The sequence below is a fragment of the Mycobacterium sp. 20KCMC460 genome (genome assembly GCF_022179425.1).
Classification (GTDB): Bacteria; Actinomycetota; Actinomycetes; order Mycobacteriales; family Mycobacteriaceae; genus Mycobacterium; species Mycobacterium kiyosense.
Genome location: NZ_AP025524.1, coordinates 979745 through 995090 on the forward strand (window position 1 = coordinate 979745; position 15346 = coordinate 995090).

General features: G+C 66.4%; 12 protein-coding genes. 4 read left to right on the top strand and 8 right to left on the bottom strand.

Annotation, left to right across the window (positions count from 1 at the left end):
- The first annotated feature begins 83 nt into the window (after positions 1-83).
- Positions 84-950 carry a metal-dependent hydrolase gene (locus MKCMC460_RS04460; protein WP_236980407.1) on the top strand — a complete coding sequence of 289 codons (867 nt, stop codon included), beginning with the start codon at positions 84-86 and terminating at the stop codon, positions 948-950.
- Here the strand turns inward: MKCMC460_RS04460 and MKCMC460_RS04465 are convergent.
- Both MKCMC460_RS04465 and MKCMC460_RS04470 read right to left on the bottom strand, forming a co-directional pair.
- Positions 910-1659, bottom strand: a complete 750-nt coding sequence (locus MKCMC460_RS04465; protein ID WP_236980409.1) for an alpha/beta hydrolase — start codon at positions 1657-1659, stop codon at positions 910-912. The two genes, MKCMC460_RS04460 and MKCMC460_RS04465, sit on opposite strands and share 41 nt — an antisense overlap.
- A 72-nt stretch (positions 1660-1731) precedes the next feature.
- On the bottom strand, positions 1732-2583 hold the full coding sequence (locus MKCMC460_RS04470; protein ID WP_236980411.1) for an enoyl-CoA hydratase-related protein: 852 nt from the start codon (positions 2581-2583) through the stop codon (positions 1732-1734).
- Positions 2584-2787: 204 nt separating this feature from the next.
- Here MKCMC460_RS04470 and MKCMC460_RS04475 point away from each other — a divergent pair, with 204 nt between their 5' ends.
- The 3 genes from MKCMC460_RS04475 to rfbA are packed head-to-tail and all read left to right on the top strand — an operon-like array spanning position 2788 to position 4817.
- Positions 2788-3543 (top strand): maleylpyruvate isomerase family mycothiol-dependent enzyme, encoded by a 756-nt coding sequence (locus tag MKCMC460_RS04475; protein WP_238305953.1) that lies wholly within the window; start codon positions 2788-2790, stop codon positions 3541-3543.
- 11 nt (positions 3544-3554) lie between these two features.
- A complete protein-coding gene (locus MKCMC460_RS04480) occupies positions 3555-3932 on the top strand; it encodes a nuclear transport factor 2 family protein (RefSeq protein ID WP_236980414.1) in 378 nt (125 codons plus the stop codon).
- Positions 3933-3950: 18 nt separating this feature from the next.
- Positions 3951-4817 (top strand): glucose-1-phosphate thymidylyltransferase RfbA, encoded by an 867-nt coding sequence (gene rfbA / locus MKCMC460_RS04485; RefSeq protein ID WP_238305344.1) that lies wholly within the window; start codon positions 3951-3953, stop codon positions 4815-4817.
- Here rfbA and MKCMC460_RS04490 read toward each other — a convergent pair.
- The 6 genes from MKCMC460_RS04490 to iniR form a co-directional block, all read right to left on the bottom strand.
- Entirely contained in the window at positions 4768-6036 is a 1269-nt protein-coding gene (locus MKCMC460_RS04490; RefSeq protein ID WP_236980416.1) for a YibE/F family protein, read from the bottom strand. The genes rfbA and MKCMC460_RS04490 overlap by 50 nt on opposite strands.
- Before the next feature lie 29 nt (positions 6037-6065).
- The gene (locus MKCMC460_RS04495; RefSeq protein ID WP_236980417.1) at positions 6066-7349 is read right to left on the bottom strand and encodes a pyridoxal phosphate-dependent aminotransferase; all 1284 of its coding nucleotides are present in this window, start codon (positions 7347-7349) and stop codon (positions 6066-6068) included.
- Between the two features lie 30 nt (positions 7350-7379).
- The gene (locus MKCMC460_RS04500) at positions 7380-10547 is read right to left on the bottom strand and encodes a heterodisulfide reductase-related iron-sulfur binding cluster (RefSeq protein WP_236980419.1); all 3168 of its coding nucleotides are present in this window, start codon (positions 10545-10547) and stop codon (positions 7380-7382) included.
- A 157-nt stretch (positions 10548-10704) separates the two neighbouring features.
- The gene (locus tag MKCMC460_RS04505; protein ID WP_236980421.1) at positions 10705-12084 is read right to left on the bottom strand and encodes a hypothetical protein; all 1380 of its coding nucleotides are present in this window, start codon (positions 12082-12084) and stop codon (positions 10705-10707) included.
- Positions 12085-12087: 3 nt separating this feature from the next.
- A complete protein-coding gene (locus MKCMC460_RS04510) occupies positions 12088-12681 on the bottom strand; it encodes a hypothetical protein (protein WP_236980423.1) in 594 nt (197 codons plus the stop codon).
- Positions 12682-12723: 42 nt separating this feature from the next.
- A complete protein-coding gene (iniR, locus tag MKCMC460_RS04515) occupies positions 12724-15150 on the bottom strand; it encodes an isoniazid response ATPase/transcriptional regulator IniR (RefSeq protein ID WP_264990918.1) in 2427 nt (808 codons plus the stop codon).
- Positions 15151-15346 lie beyond the last annotated feature (196 nt).

The following is a 15346-nucleotide window of genomic DNA, read 5'->3' on the forward strand; positions in this document are numbered from 1 at the left end:
CCGCCATGCTGATGTGAGACGAAACAAGAAATCGTCGCATCCGGAGCCGCTGCGCCCATCGGATGTGCACCCGGGAGGCAGCGATGAGCACGTTGAAGATCCGAAAACCGCCGTTCAGCTTCGACGCGCAGTCCGCGCCTTATCTTTGGCAGCCGAACAACCCGGACTTCTCCGAGATGTGCAACGCGATCAGTTTCGCGGCGCCGGCCTTCGAGCGCTACATCGTGCAGGTGGTGCAGCTCGCCGCCCCCCGCCTGGCCGGCACTCCGATGCAGCAGGAGGCCGAAGACTTCCTGCGTCAGGAGGCCCAGCACGCTCGGATGCATCGCAAGCACGCCGCCACTCTGGTTGCGCGGTACCCGAAACTTGCTGAGACACAGAAGAAGATCGATCAGGCTTACACCGAGCTGCTGGAGAACGAGTCGCTGGACTTCAACCTCGCCTATGTCACCGATATCGAGGCGACCTTCACGCCGCTGTTCGGCATGATGCTCAACAACGAGCACACCTTGTTCCGGGGCGGCGCGGATCGGGTCGCGTCGCTATTCCTTTGGCATTTCATGGAAGAGATCGAGCACAGGTCCTCGGCGTTCGGCATCTACGACACCGCGGTGGGGCGGCGCTGGTATCGGGTGCGGGCCCTGCCGAAGGTCATGCGACACGTGACCGCGCTGATGAACACGATCATGGACGACTTCGTCCAGCACGTGCCCGAAGCCGATCGGGGAGCGGTGTCGGGGGCGGCCCTGAGCTTCGGATCGGCCGCCTTCCGCGACATTCCTCGTCGCCAGATGGCCGCCATGCTTTACCGACTTGCGTTGTCCCAAGCGCCCTTCCACCGCCCCGACCGCCAGCCGATTCCCCGCTTCACCGCCCTGTGGTACGACGCGGAGGACCAAGGCCGCGACATCACCCGGTGGTATGCGGCCCCGGCCGCTCCAAATTCCTAGTAAGCCAGGCGTCGATGTGGGCGGCCACCGCCGCCCAGCCAGGTTCCAGCATCATGTCGTGTCCCATAGCGAAGAAGGTGGCAGTGGTTTGGTAGGCGCGAGCGGTCGCGCTGACCTGCCGTAGCGAGAGCATCCCGTCCCACAGCGCACCGAGAACTAGCATCGGCGCGTCGATCAATTCGGTACGCACCATCTCGCCGCGGGTGACATCCACCGACAGTGCGCGATGGCTCTCCTGCTGCAGCCGTTCGCGACACCGACTGACGATCAGCTCGGGCGTGGCCGGGGTGAAGAACGCCTCCCGGGCCAGGCGCGGCGACTCGACCACCGCGAACATGTTGCGGCCCAACGCCGCCCGCAAGGTCTTCACCGGATGCGCGGCCGCGGTCCGCAACGCCGTGGCGTTCAGGCCGCCCGGCGGCGCCGACGCGACCAGGACAGCGGCGGGCGCACGGCGCACCTCGAGATACTTCTGGACGATGAAACCGCCCATCGAATGGCCGATCACGACGGGCGCGCTCGCCAGGGCGTCGGCCACCGAACAGATGTCTTGCACGTAGTCCGCGATCGAGCAGTCGTTGAGCCGCTGCGACAACGGGCTGCCGCCGTGCCCGCGCAGGCTCGGCGCCAGGACCCGGTACCCATGCCGCACGAAGAAATCCAGGAAGTGGTCGTCCCAGCACCAGGCAGCATGGTAGGCACCGTGCACGAAAAGCAAAGTATGCGGCCGTGTTTGGGTTTGCGCGCCCTTGTCCAGAATTTGGATTTCGTGAACCTCTGTCTATTTGCCGGTGAACCGGGGTTCGCGCTTGGCGGCGAAGGCGGCGAGACCTTCTTTGGCGTCGGCGGAGCCCATCACCTCGACGACGAAGCGCCGCTCGATTCTGCGGGCATCCTCCTCGTCGAGCCAACCGCTGCTGATCACCGAGGCCTTGGCGTTGCGGACCGCCAGCGGCCCATTGGCCGCGATGCGTGCGGCGATCTGCCGCGCTTTGTCCAAGGATTGACCGGTCGGCACCACATGGCCCACCAGGCCGAAGTGGTAGGCCTCGGCGGCGGTCAGCGGTTCGCCGGTCAGGATCATCTCCATGGCTTTGGTGTAGGGAATCTGGCGCTTGAGTCGCACCGTGGTGCCCGCGCCCGCGATCAACCCGAACTTGGCCTCGGGCAATCCGAACACCGCGTGTTCCTCGGCGATGCGAATATCGGTCTGCTGCAACATCTCACAGCCGCCGCCCAAACAAGGGCCGTTGACGGCGGCGATCAGCGGCTTGGTCAACGAACGGCTCAGCAACAACCCTTCACTGATGATGGTGCCCGTGGACTTGCCGGTCGGTGGCGCCGACTCGCCGTTGGCTTTGCTGCTGCGCACCATCCATCCGTCGGCAAGGTCGCCGCCGGTGCAGTACGACGATCCGGATCCGGTGAGGATGGCGACGCGGATCCCGTCGTCGGCGTCGATCTCGTCCCAGGCCTGCGCCATCAACGTGATCATGGCCGGGGTGAGGGCGTTCTTGCGCCGTGGGTTGTTCATCGTGAGCACGACGACTTCGCCGTCCCGCTCCACCTTCAAATGTGGTTCACCGGTTGCGGTTTCGTCCGGCATGTCCTTGCTCCGATCCGTCGCGTCCATCGTGTTCTATCATGTCGACGGTACGTCGTTGCGTGCGGTGATGGCCGCCGCCGGCACCAATTTCGCTGCGGTGCACTACAGGCCCGAAGGTTCACCGCATTGCTCGAGTCGCTGCACCCGCGCTGGTCGACGTTGACGGCGACGTTCGGGTTGTCCCAGGCGATGGGTGCCGTTGACCGCCCCGCGGCGGGTAGCGTCAACCGGGTGGACTACACCGCGGACTATCTGCAGGAAACCCGTGCGTTCGGGGAGCTGATCCGCACCGCCGACCCGTCGACCCCCGTGCCGACCTGTCCCGGCTGGACCCTGGACCAGCTGTTCCGGCATGTCGGTCGCGGCGACCGTTGGGCCGCCCAGATTGTGCGCGATCGGATGGACAGCTTCCTGGACTTCCGCAGTGTCGAGGACGGCAAGCCGCCACCCGGCCGCGACGACGCGATCGCGTGGCTGAACGGCGGGGCCCAGCTTCTGGTGGACGCCGTCGAGCAGACCGGCTCCGAAAGTCCGGTGTGGACATTCCTCGGCACCCGCCCCGCGCGATGGTGGATCCGGCGCCGGTTGCACGAGAACCTGGTGCACCGAGCCGATGCCGCGCTGGCGCTGGCTGTCGGCTTCGATGTTGCCCCCGAGCTGGCCGCCGACGGCATCGACGAGTTCCTGGAACGCATCGTGATCCAGGCGGGCCGGGACGGCGCAGCGTTGCCGCTCGAAGGTGCCGATACCCTGCACCTGCATGCCACCGATCCCGGTTTGGGCGAAGCCGGCGAATGGACGATCGCTGTCCAGAACGCCGCAATCACGTGGTCGCACGAGCACGGCAAGGGCACCGCGGCGCTGCGCGGGGGCGCCACCGAGCTGTTGCTGGCCATGACCCGACGAGTCCCGCTCGCCGACACGACGATTGAGCTGTTCGGTGCCGAGCAGGTATGGCAGCGTTGGCTCGATCGCACTCCTCTCTAGACTTCTGGGTCATGACCACATCGGAGATCGCCACCGTGTTGGCGTGGCATGACGCGCTCAACAGCGGCGACATCGACACCCTGGTGGCGTTGTCCAGCGACGACATCGAGATCGGCGACGCGCACGGCGCCGCGCAGGGCCACCAGGCGTTGCGTTCGTGGGCCGAGTCGCTGACCGCCTCCTCCCAGTACAAGGCGGAGCCGGGCCGGATGTTCGTGCACGACGGCGTCGTCGTCGTCGAACAGACGATCCGTGACTCCGGCGGTGCCACCACGGCAGCCTCGGCGTTCCGGGTGGTCCACGACCACGTCACCTCCGTTTATCGGCACGAGAATCTGGCTCTGGCGCTGGCGGCAACCGAACTCACCGAGAACGACCTGGTCGACTGAGGCGGTAGGGAGTCACGCATGCGCGGGATCATCTTGGCCGGTGGATCGGGAACGCGACTGCATCCGATCACAATCGGCATCAGCAAGCAACTGCTGCCGGTATACGACAAGCCGATGGTCTACTACCCGCTGTCCACGCTGATGATGGCCGGTATCCGCGACATCCTGGTGATCACCACCCCGCACGATGCAGCGGGTTTTCGGCGGCTGCTCGGTGACGGTTCGCAATTCGGCATCAACCTGAGCTGGGTTACCCAGGACAGCCCGGACGGCCTGGCGCAGGCATTCGTTCTGGGCGCAGACCACATCGGCAACGAGTCGGTGGCGTTGGTGTTGGGCGACAACATCTTCTACGGCCCGGGCCTGGGCACCCGCCTGAGCCGATTCCAATCCATCAGCGGGGGAGCGGTTTTCGCGTACTGGGTGGCCAACCCGTCGGCCTACGGTGTGGTGGAATTCGACGCCGACGGGATGGCGGTGTCGCTGGAGGAGAAGCCGGAGAAACCGAAGTCCCACTACGCCGTACCCGGCCTGTACTTCTACGACAATGACGTGATCGAGATCGCCAAGGGCCTGAAGAAGTCGGCGCGCGGTGAGTACGAGATCACCGAGGTCAACCAGATCTATCTGGACCAGGGCCGGCTGTCCGTCGAGGTGATGGCCCGCGGCACCGCGTGGCTGGACACCGGAACGTTCGACTCGTTGCTGGATGCGTCGGACTTCGTTCGCACGCTGGAACTACGGCAAGGCTTGAAAGTCAGTGTGCCCGAAGAGGTTGCGTGGCGGCACGGCTGGATCGACGACGAGCAACTCGAGCAACGGGCCCGGACGCTGATCAAGTCGGGTTATGGGACGTACCTACTGGAGTTGTTGCAACGCCACTGAATTCGCCAGGTCTGGCCAGCAGCGCTGCGATACCCGTGGTCAAGGGCACCGAAAGTGCCAGTGCGATACCGCCGATCGCCGAACGAACAATCTCGATGGCCACGCTCTCGCTGGTCAGCACGTCGGCCAGGGAGCGGTTGGCCACGCTGAACAACAGCAGCAGGGGCAGCGAGCTGCCGGCGTAAGCAAGCACCAGCGTATAAACGGTACTGGCGATGTGGTCACGGCCAACCCTGATCGCCCCCAAAAAGATTGCGCGCCGCGACGTGTCGCTGCTGATGGCCGCGAGCTCGAACACAGCCGAGGCCTGGGTCACCGTGACATCGTTGAGCACGCCGAGCGATCCGATGATGAAGCCGGCCAGCAGCAGGCCGGTGATCGACACGTTGGCCAGATACGCGCTGACGTCGGAATTCTGTTCTTCGGCCAGACCGGTCAGGTGCACCATACCTATTGCCGCCCAGGATAATCCGCTAGCCAATAACAGCGCTGCCAAGGTGCCCAGCAGAGCGGCACTGGTACGCAGGTTGACGCCGTGCGCCAGGTACATGACCGCGTACAGGATTGCCGCCGAGGCGACCAACGCCACGGGGACGGCCGGAGCGCCGCTACGAAGCGCCGGCAGCAGGAACAACGCCAGCACCGTGAATGCGACGACGACACCGACCAGTGCCAGCAACCCACGCCAGCGGGCCACGGCGACGATCACGACCGCGAACGCGGCGGCGAGTGCGATCAACGGCCAGCCGCGCTCGAAGTCGTAGAACGCGTAACTGGTGGTGCCCTGCGCGTCCAGTTGCCGGATAACCCGGACCTTGTCACCGGCGGACAGCTTGGGCTGACCCGGCCCGGGGGTGAATTCGATCGCGGTGTTGGCGCCGGCATTCGGGCCGGAATCGATGGCAATCAAGGTGGATACGCAGGTGCCCGAGCCGGGGACGCCGGGCAGCGGCGGGCCGGTGAGCACCTGACCCGCCGACTTGCTGCCGCAGTCGGTGAGGCCACTGGACAGCACGTGCCCGGCCTCGGTGGTCACAGCGCCACCCGAGGCATTCTGGTAGGGCATCGGGATCTCGACGTGCTGCTTGCCCGGCCACAGCAGTACCGCCCCGGCGATCACCGCCACCCCGATCGTGACCAGCAGTCCGACGACGATTCGGGCGGTCAGCGGCGCCAGCGGCGACGGGCCCGCCGGCAAGTGCGAGTGTGCATGGGTCACCCGGTCCAGGTTAGAAGCAGGCGCCCACGCTACTGCCGGTAACTGGCCAGGAAGTTGCCCAGACGCTCGATCGCGGCCGCGAGGTCACGCGCCCACGGCAACGTCACGATGCGCAGGTGATCCGGTGCGGGCCAATTGAATCCAGTGCCCTGGGTGACCAGGATCTTCTCCTGCAGCAGTAGGTCCAGGACGAGTTGCTCGTCGTCTTCGATGTCGTAGACCTCGGGATCCAGCCGCGGGAACGCATACAGGGCGCCCTCCGGTTTGGTGCACGACACCCCGGGGATCTCGTTGAGTTTGCGCCACGCCACGTCGCGTTGCTCGAGCAACCGGCCGCCGGGCAGCACCAGGTCCTCGATGCTCTGATGGCCCCCCAGGGCAACCTGAATTCCGTGCTGCGCGGGGACATTCGGGCACAGCCGCATGTTGGCCAGCAGGCTGATCCCCTCGATGAAGCTGCTGGCGTGGTCCTTGGGGCCGGTGATCGCCAACCAGCCGGCGCGGTAGCCGGCCACCCGGTACGCCTTGGACAGGCCGTTAAAGGTCAGGCACAGCAGGTCGGGTGCCAGCGTTGCGACGTTGATGTGCTGGGCGTCGTCGTAGAGGATCTTGTCGTAGATCTCGTCGGCGAGCAGCAGGAGTTGGTGCTTACGCGCCAAAGCGACCATCTGCGTGAGGATTTCGCGGCTGTACACCGCGCCGGTGGGGTTGTTCGGGTTGATCACCACGAGCGCCTTGGTGCGCTCGGTGATCTTGGATTCGATGTCGGCGATGTCGGGTTGCCAGTCCTGGGTCTCGTCGCACAGATAGTGCACGGGTGTGCCGCCGGCCAACGACGTGGACGCCGTCCACAACGGGTAGTCGGGGGCCGGAATCAGCACCTGGTCGCCGTTGTCCAACAGCGCCTGCAGCGTCATCGTGATCAACTCGGAGACGCCGTTGCCCAGGTACACGTCGTCGACGTCGAACTTGGGAAAGCCGGGTACCAACTCGTAGCGCGTCACCACCGCCCGCCGCGCGGGCAGAATGCCTTTGGAGTCGGAGTAGCCCTGCGCATACGGCAACGCCTGAATCATGTCCCGCATGATCACGTCGGGAGCCTCGAAACCGAACGGCGCCGGGTTGCCGATGTTCAGCTTGAGGATGCGGTGCCCCTCGGCCTCCAGTCGCGCGGCGTGCTGGTGCACCGGTCCGCGGATTTCATACAAGACGTCCTGCAGCTTGGACGACTGCGCGAATGCACGCTGCCGGTGGTGCGCATGCGCGGGAAGCTGGTGAGTTGTCACGTCCACCATGCTCCCATCGCTGTCCACTGATATTTGCTGATCGATGTCGATCTGTGATCAGCGTTTACCCGGCGGACGGGCGCCGGGCGCCAGACCCAGGCCCTTCACCGGGGTCGCCGGCTCGGCGGGCGCGGCGGGCTCGGACTTGGTGGCCGCTTCACCGTTTGCCGGGGTGGACGGCTCCGACTTCGCGGCCGGCTCGGAGTCCTCGGGCTCGGCGTCGGGTTGCGGCGCGGGCTTCGCCTCAGCTTCGGCCGGCTTGGCCGCCGGGGTCTTCTTGGCCCCGGGCCGACGGGCGCCCGCGGCGATACCCAGACCCTTGACCGGCGCTTCCGGCTTGGCGGGCGCCTCGGGCTCGGCCGGCGTTCCGCTGGCCGATTCCTCGGCTTTCGCAGCCGGCTCGCCCGAGGTTTCGGCGGCCGGGGCGGACTCGGCCTTGGGCGCCGCCTTCTTGGCGCCTGGGCGCCGGGCACCGGCCGCTAAGCCCAGGCCCTTGACCGGGGCCTCGGGTTTGGCCGGTTCGGCCGGTGCCGCCTCGGTCTTCTCCTCGGCGGCCGGGGCGGCCTCGGCTTTGGCGGCCGCGGTTTTCTTCGCACCCGGACGCTTGGCGCCGGCCGCCAGGCCCAGGCCCTTGACCGGAGCTTCGGGGGTGGCCGGTTCGGCCGGGGCCGCTTCGGTCTTCTCCTCGGCGGCCGGGGCGGCTTTCTTAGCGCCGGGCTTCTTGGCGCCGGCGGCCATCCCGAGACCCTTTGTGGGCGCCGCAGCTTCCGTCGTCTCGGCAGCCGCGGCAGGCGCCTTCTTGGCGCCGGGCTTCTTGGCTCCACCGGCCACGCCCAGACCCTTGACCGGTGCGGCGGCGGCCGGCTTCTCGGCGGGCTTGGCCGGCGCGGCTTCCGTCTTCTCGGCCTGCGTAGCCTCCTCGGCGGGCGCGGTCGCCGTGGTGGCCTTCGGGGCAACTTTCTCCGCCTTGGCGGCCCGTTCTTCGGCTTCCTTGGCGGCGGTGCCCTTCTCGGGCAGCTTCACGCTGTCGCGGTCCAGCGACGCGAGCAACACCTGCGCCACGTCGAGCACCTCGACGCCTTCGCGGCCCGCTTCCTCCTGGCGGTCGTTGACGCCGTCGGTCACCATCACCCGGCAGAACGGGCACGCTACCGCGACCGTGGCGGCATTGGTGGCCAGCGCCTCGTCGACGCGCTCGTGGTTGATCCGCTTGCCGATGTGCTCTTCCATCCACATGCGCGCACCGCCGGCCCCACAGCAGAAGCTGCGTTCGGCGTGCCGCGGCATCTCGGTGAGGTTGGCTCCGGCCGCCCCGATCAGCTCACGCGGCGCCTCGTACACCTTGTTGTGCCGACCCAGGTAGCACGGGTCGTGATAGGTGATGTCCTGGGACACCGGGTTGACCGGGACCAGCTTGTCGTCGCGCACCAACCGGTTGAGCAGCTGGGTGTGGTGCAGCACCGAGTAGTTGGCGCCGAGCTGCCGGTACTCCCTGCCCAGCGTGTTGAAGCAGTGCGGGCAGGTGACGACGATCTTGCGGTCGACGCTTTCCACGCCCTCGAACACCCCGTCCACCGTTTCGATGGCCTGCTGGGCCAACTGCTGGAACAGGAACTCGTTGCCCGACCGGCGTGCGGAGTCGCCATTGCACGTCTCGCCGGTGCCCAGCACCAGGAATTTGACCCCGGCGATCGACAGCAGTTCCGCGACGGCCTTGGTGGTCTTCTTCGCCTTGTCGTCGTAGGCGCCGGCGCAGCCCACCCAGAACAGGTACTCGTAGCCGTCGAAACTCTCGACGTCCTCGCCGTAGACCGGGACGTCGAAGTCGACCTCGTCGATCCAGTTGGTGCGATCAGAAGCGTTCTGGCCCCACGGGTTGCCCTTGTTCTCCAGGTTCTTGAACAGCACCGACAGCTCTGAGGGGAACTCCGACTCCATCATCACCTGGTAGCGGCGCATGTCCACGATGTGGTCGATGTGTTCGATGTCGACCGGGCACTGCTCGACGCATGCGCCGCAGGTCACGCACGACCACAACACGTCCGGGTCGATGACGCCGCCCTGTTCGGCGGTGCCGACCAGGGGGCGCGCCGCCTGTTCGGGCCCATGCCCGGGGACTCGACCGAAGCCCGATTCCGGAACGTGGTGACCTTCTTCCTTGACGGTTTCGAGGTCCAGGCCCTCGAGTGGCTCGGCCGTCTTTTCCCCCAGCAGGTAAGGCGCCTTGGCCATCCAGTGGTCGCGGAGGTCCATGATGACGAGCTTGGGCGAGAGCGGCTTGGCGGTATTCCAGGCCGGACACTGCGACTGACAGCGCCCGCACTCCGTACAGGTGGCGAAGTCGAGCATCCCTTTCCAGGTGAAGTCCTCGATCTTGCCGCGGCCGAATTCGGCGTCGTCGGGCGGGTTTTCGAAGTCGATCGGCTCAGGCTTGCCGTCGACCACAGCCTCGATCGGCAGCAGCGGACCCAGACCGTCGGGCAGTCTCTTGAACGTGACGTTGATAGGCGCCAGGAAGATGTGCAGGTGCTTGGAATGCAGCACGATCAGCAGGAAGACGAGCGCCACCGCGAGGTGGCAGAGCAACGCGACCGTCTCGATCCATTCGTTGGCGGTGGGGCCCAGCGGATTCATCAACTTGCCCATGCCGTGCGAGAAGAACGCGCCCCAGCCGTAGGGGAAGTTGCCGGTGACCACCGAAGCACCGCGGAAGATCGCGAAGGTGAAGATGACCAGGAAGATCATGAACAGGATCAGCCAGGCGCCTCCGGTGTGCGAGCCGTAGAAGCGGGACTGCCGACCGTATTCCTTTGGCTCGGAACGCAACCGGATGATCGAGAACGTGATGATGCCGGCCAGCACGGCTAGAGCGATGAAGTCCTGCAGGAAGCCCAGGGCATTCCAGCGGCCGACGATCGGAATGTGGAAGTTGGGCTGGAACAGCACCCCGAAGGCCTCGACGTAGACCGTGGCCAGGATGAAGAAGCCCCACATGGTGAAGAAGTGCGCCAGGCCGGGGACCGACCATTTCAGCAGCTTGCGCTGGCCGAACACTTCGGCGATCTGAGTCCAGATCCGGGTACCGATGTCGTCGGTGCGTCCCGAGACCGGTTGGCCGGTCATCACCAGCCGGTACAACCACCAGACGCGCCTGAGCGCCAGCGCGCCCACCACCGCGGTCATGCCGAGGCCCACGATCAGCCGGATGAGGGTCTGAGTGGTCACCGAGGGTCACCCCAATTCGTCGTCAATCGGATACTGGTGCGCTCCCGCTGCGCTTTTGCTGCTTAACCTGCCCATACTGACACCCTTGTGGCATTCGCCGCGAGAAAGGCAAACCTAAGTTTGCGCAGATCACCAGCCCAGCGCAGCTGCGATGTGATCAGGCGTACATCAATTGCAGTTCGAGCCGATCGTCTAGCGCCACGTTGATAAGCGCCCGGCCGCGGGAATCGGCGAGCACGCTGTCGTCGCCCGCTCCGATGAGGCGATAGCTGGCGCCGGGCCGTAGCCGGGTGATCTCCAGGGTGGTCCGCACCGGGCCGGCGCCGGGGCGCAGTACCAGCTCCAGTCCGGTGCCGTCGGTCACGGCCTTGGCGACCAGCACGTCGGGGTAGGCCGCGGCACTCAACTGCGGGCCGGTCCGCCAGGTATGCGGCACCTGACCGGTCGCCAGGGCGCGCAGGCTTCCCTCGGTCACGAACTGCGTCAGGGCGAAGACGCCGTTAACCCACATGGACTGTCCGGCGAGTTTGCGCGCTCCCGAAGCGGAGTGATCCATGCTGAATTGTTCGGCGATGGCGGTCTGTGCAGCCTCGATCGCCTCACCGTCACCCATTTCCTTTGCGGCGCAGGCGATGTTGACCCAGGTCCAGGCGGTGCTCTTGCGGTAGGACCCGACGTCGACGCGGTCGACGGCACGGGTTTTCAGCTGTGCCACTCCGTTGTCAAGGCCTAAGCGGTGCTCACGCAACATCTGCCAGGTCCGTTCGGCCAGGTCGGGCATCACCCCGTCGAGCCAGTAGGCCATCACGGCGTCGTTGGACAGCGTGGGCGGCATTTTGAGTCCGAGCGGACCCAGGCCGAACCGAAAGCGTCCATTGGGCAACAAGTATTGGTGGCGATCGAACGACTCACGGATCTTGTCGGCCAGATCGCCGGTGAGATCGGTGCCGTGGATCCGGTCGTAGCCGCGGAGACCGTTGAGCGCGATGGTGTTGCACATCGGGTAAGTCAGGTGCGGCTCGCAGGGGTACAGCGTGAACGGACTGTTGCGCATGTTGCGCGCGATCGCGTGTGCGATCTTGGTGTACCCGTACTCATACCGACGCCGCTCGCTCCACACCAGCGGCAACGACCCGTCGGCGTCGAATCCGCGGTCGTCGTTGAGGGTCTCGTAGAACGCCAGCATGGCGGCGAAGAAGCCGGTGTACATGATGTTGGCGAACGTCATCGGATCGGGATTCCAGCGCCCGTACCCGAGCAACTGTTCGGATGCCCAGTAGCGCCAGACCCGTTTGTCACACATCTTGCGGATGGTGTTCGCCTGCGCTTCGGCGAGATATCCGGTGAAGGCAGGCGTGCGGGTGAACTGGGCCATCGACAGCGCGTAGCACACATAGTTGAGCTGATAGCGCAGGGCGCCGCCGCCGATCTGCTCGAGGCGGGTGAACCCGTCGAATCTATCCAGCGGTTGCAGTGCCAGATCCAGCAGAAAGCGCTGAGTGGCAAGGTCTTCCGGGCTGGACTCGACGACTTCCATGGTTCAGACCTCCTCCGAACGCTGCTGCGGTGACGGTAGCGCAACAGCTATTCCCGGCAACAGCAACCCGTAGCCGGCCAAGTGAATGGCATTGTGCAGGCTCGAGCTCATCACGTAGTAGGTCGACAGCAGATGCATGTCGAAACTCGTGCCTTCGATCAGCATGAGGCCCAACCCGATAGCCGCGTAGCCGGAGATCTCACGACCTGTCGAACGATCGGCGCCACGTCTGAAGATGTTGGTGGACAATGCCATTGCGATTCCGGCGACGGCGACCATGCCCAGAGTCCTAGCCGCCCAGATCGATACCGATGCGGTGGAGTGTGCCAGGCCAGATCGCAATGCCAGTGCCACGGCGGCAAAATAGACGCCGGCTCCAACCGCGACGAACCTGCAGATCCACGCCGACGCGGCCAGGTGCCGGGTCAGTGCGACCGATGGTTGGTGCTGCGGCATGCCGCACGACACCAGCCCTTCCCCGGGGGCAGGCCTGGTGGCCGGCGGAGCGAACCCCGCGACATCGGGCTTGCGTCGGCGCCACGGCGTCAGGCGATGCGCAATGGCCAACAGCAGTGCGGCGATGACGCAGCATGCCATGGCTTCCCCTCCCCGGTCCTCAGTGCCCGCGCTTGCTACACGCTATCCCTCGGGTGCCAGCATTGTCCGCAGCATCGACAGCATCTCCGAGCGCGAGCCGGCGCCGAGCCGACCGCGGATCCGGGCCACATGATGCTCGACGGTCTTGGCGGAGATGAACAGCCGGTTGCCGATGTCTCGGTAAGGCAGCCCCAGCAGCAACAGTTCAGCGACTTCGCGCTCACGATCGGACAGCCGGGTGCCCGACGTCGGCTGACGAGGCGCTGGCGCACCGGGCTTCGATTCGACGGAGGCCTCGCTTATTGCTGTGGTTTCACCAAAACCTGTGCTCAACTTCAGGTCTCTGGCCAGCTGCAGCATCGCGCCGGACACCCGCGCATCGGGCGTTTGCAGTGCGGCCTGACCCGCCAGTCGGGTGGCGTCCGAAGTCAGGCCTACGTGCGCCAGAGCTCGCGCCGCGGCGGTGACCTCGTCGGCGTCGACCTGATCCGCGAGCACCCGCAGCCAGGTACGGCCCGCACCGGAAAGAGCCTGTGCGAAAGCGCTGTCGGCGGCCGCTGCGCTGAGCGCCTGACCATGTGGCGCAACGGATTCCGGAGAACTGGCCAGGATCCCGGCGTGGACACCGGCCCAATGCAGCGAGTTCGACCACAGCGCAGGATTTCCCAACGAGTCGAGGAGTGCGAACGCCTGTTCAAGCTGGTGTCTCAACTGGCCCACCTGTCGCATTCGCGCGGCCGCGACCCACAACTCACCCAGCGGCAGCAGCGCGAACAGGTCCACAGAATACTCCGCGAGTACCTCCATAGCCGCGTACCAATGCTTTTGGAGCGCACCGGCCTCCCCGCTCCGGCGGGCAATCGCGGTCTGCAGGGCGGCGGCCCACAATGCGTCCCGGCGATGTAGGTCGGTGTCGGCAGTCGCCGCCGCGACGTCCGCCGCCGCAGCAGCCAGTTGGCCGTCCTGCATTTTGATCCACCCGGCCAGCAGGAGGTGCCGACGGTCGAAGAGTGCGTTGCCACCCCCGCGCACCGCCCGTCCGATCACACTGTGGGCGCGTACCGGATCGCCGCCGTGGATGGCGGCCAGGGTGATCAACGCGGTCGGACTGTCCGGGAAGGCCTCACCGATCGCTTGTTCGGCTCCGGCCTGGCTCAGCTTCGCCATTGCGGCGGGATAGGGCTGATCCATGGTCTGTAACAGGCCCTCGGCCAGCCCACGCGAAGCACGTGCGGCCATTGTCGGCGGACCGGAGTCCTTGAGGCGCAACGCAACTCGTGCGGCTGCGACATCACCCGTCGCAGCGATCACAATTGCGGCAGCGGAGCTGATCACGGCGTCCGGATAGGGTCCGAGCCAGGCGAACAACTCGGCCGCCTGGGCGGCGTTGCCGTCGTGCGTGGCGATGCTGGCCGCGATCCGAACCGCCGCGGCCCTTTCGGTGGAGTCGGACGAGCTCAGCAGCTCATCGGCCAACGCGGCGGCAGCTGCACAGTCACCGGAAAGTGCGAGCGCATCGGCCAGTCGCGACGTCAGACCCGCAGCGCCGGCCTGGACGGCCGCCCGGTACAGCCGCACGGCCTGAGCCGGATCGGTGCGGGTCTGGGCGGCGTGGCCGGCCAGGACGCCTGCCAGCCGGTCATCGCGTAACCCGTGTTCGGCCAGTCGTAGCGCGAGATCCGTTGACAACGTGGAGATGTCGAGCTGCGAACGCAGTAGCGAGGTTTCCAGCTCGTGGTGCCGCGCATTGCCCAGCACCTGGGCGACTGCTTCGTGGACGAGCTGCAGAAACGCCCGCGGGTGCGACGGCTCCACCAGCCCGCCCGCGCGTGTCCGGTCCACCAACACTCGCGCCTCGGAAACCGAAATCCCCAGTGCGCCGGCAACATCTGCGCCACCCAACTCGTGGGTCAGCGACATCAGCAGCAGCGTGTCCAAAGTGGGTTCGTCGATTCGGCGAATCCGGTTGCCGAGCGCGAGTCGGGCAGCGTCGACCGGCGGCTGACCCGCTGTGGAGACCGCGTGAACCAAGAACGTTAGGCCGCCGGTGCAATCTCGCAGCCGCTCCTCGACCGGCAGCGGCGATAGTGAGATCCGCGGGCGATGCCGTTCGATCGCCGTCACCAAGGACCGCAACCCCGGTCGCTGCTCATGGACCTCGGCGGCCACCACAACGGTGCCACGTCCGTCGGTGACCCGTTCGGTGAGCCGGGCCAGGTCGGCGTCGGCGAGCAGTTGGGCGTCGTCGACGACGAACGCGTCCTGGGGTGGATCGTCCTCCCGCGGCACGCGGCTGTGCGCGGCGAGCCCGGCGCGGTGCAATGCGTCGCGGACGGCGGCGAGCACGGTGGTCTTACCGGTCCCGATGCCGCCGCCGATCAATGCATGCACCGGCGCCGTCGCTGCGTTCGCGAGATCGTCGATCACAGCGCGCGCGGCTCGGGGAAACGTCGGGATGGACGCGCCCACACCGTCGCTCACCCGTCCGCCCCCCGCGTCGCATTCGCGGTTTCCAGCGGGCTTTCCCCACCACGCGGTCGTTCCATGCACTCCTGCCCGCTGCTCGGCCCCGCAACCCTATATTTCCCCTAACGCCGCACCCCCTAATGATGCCCTGGGGCCGGCGGGTTTCATACCGAACACGGCGGTCGAGTGAACCGATAGC

Coding starts and splice junctions, on each gene's coding strand:
- MKCMC460_RS04460 (WP_236980407.1), top strand. CDS start 84: ATGAGCACGTTGAAGATCCGAAAACCGCCGTTCAGCTTCGACGCGCAG.
- MKCMC460_RS04470 (WP_236980411.1), bottom strand. CDS start 2,583: ATGGACGCGACGGATCGGAGCAAGGACATGCCGGACGAAACCGCAACC.
- MKCMC460_RS04480 (WP_236980414.1), top strand. CDS start 3,555: ATGACCACATCGGAGATCGCCACCGTGTTGGCGTGGCATGACGCGCTC.
- rfbA (WP_238305344.1), top strand. CDS start 3,951: ATGCGCGGGATCATCTTGGCCGGTGGATCGGGAACGCGACTGCATCCG.
- MKCMC460_RS04505 (WP_236980421.1), bottom strand. CDS start 12,084: ATGGAAGTCGTCGAGTCCAGCCCGGAAGACCTTGCCACTCAGCGCTTT.
- MKCMC460_RS04510 (WP_236980423.1), bottom strand. CDS start 12,681: ATGGCATGCTGCGTCATCGCCGCACTGCTGTTGGCCATTGCGCATCGC.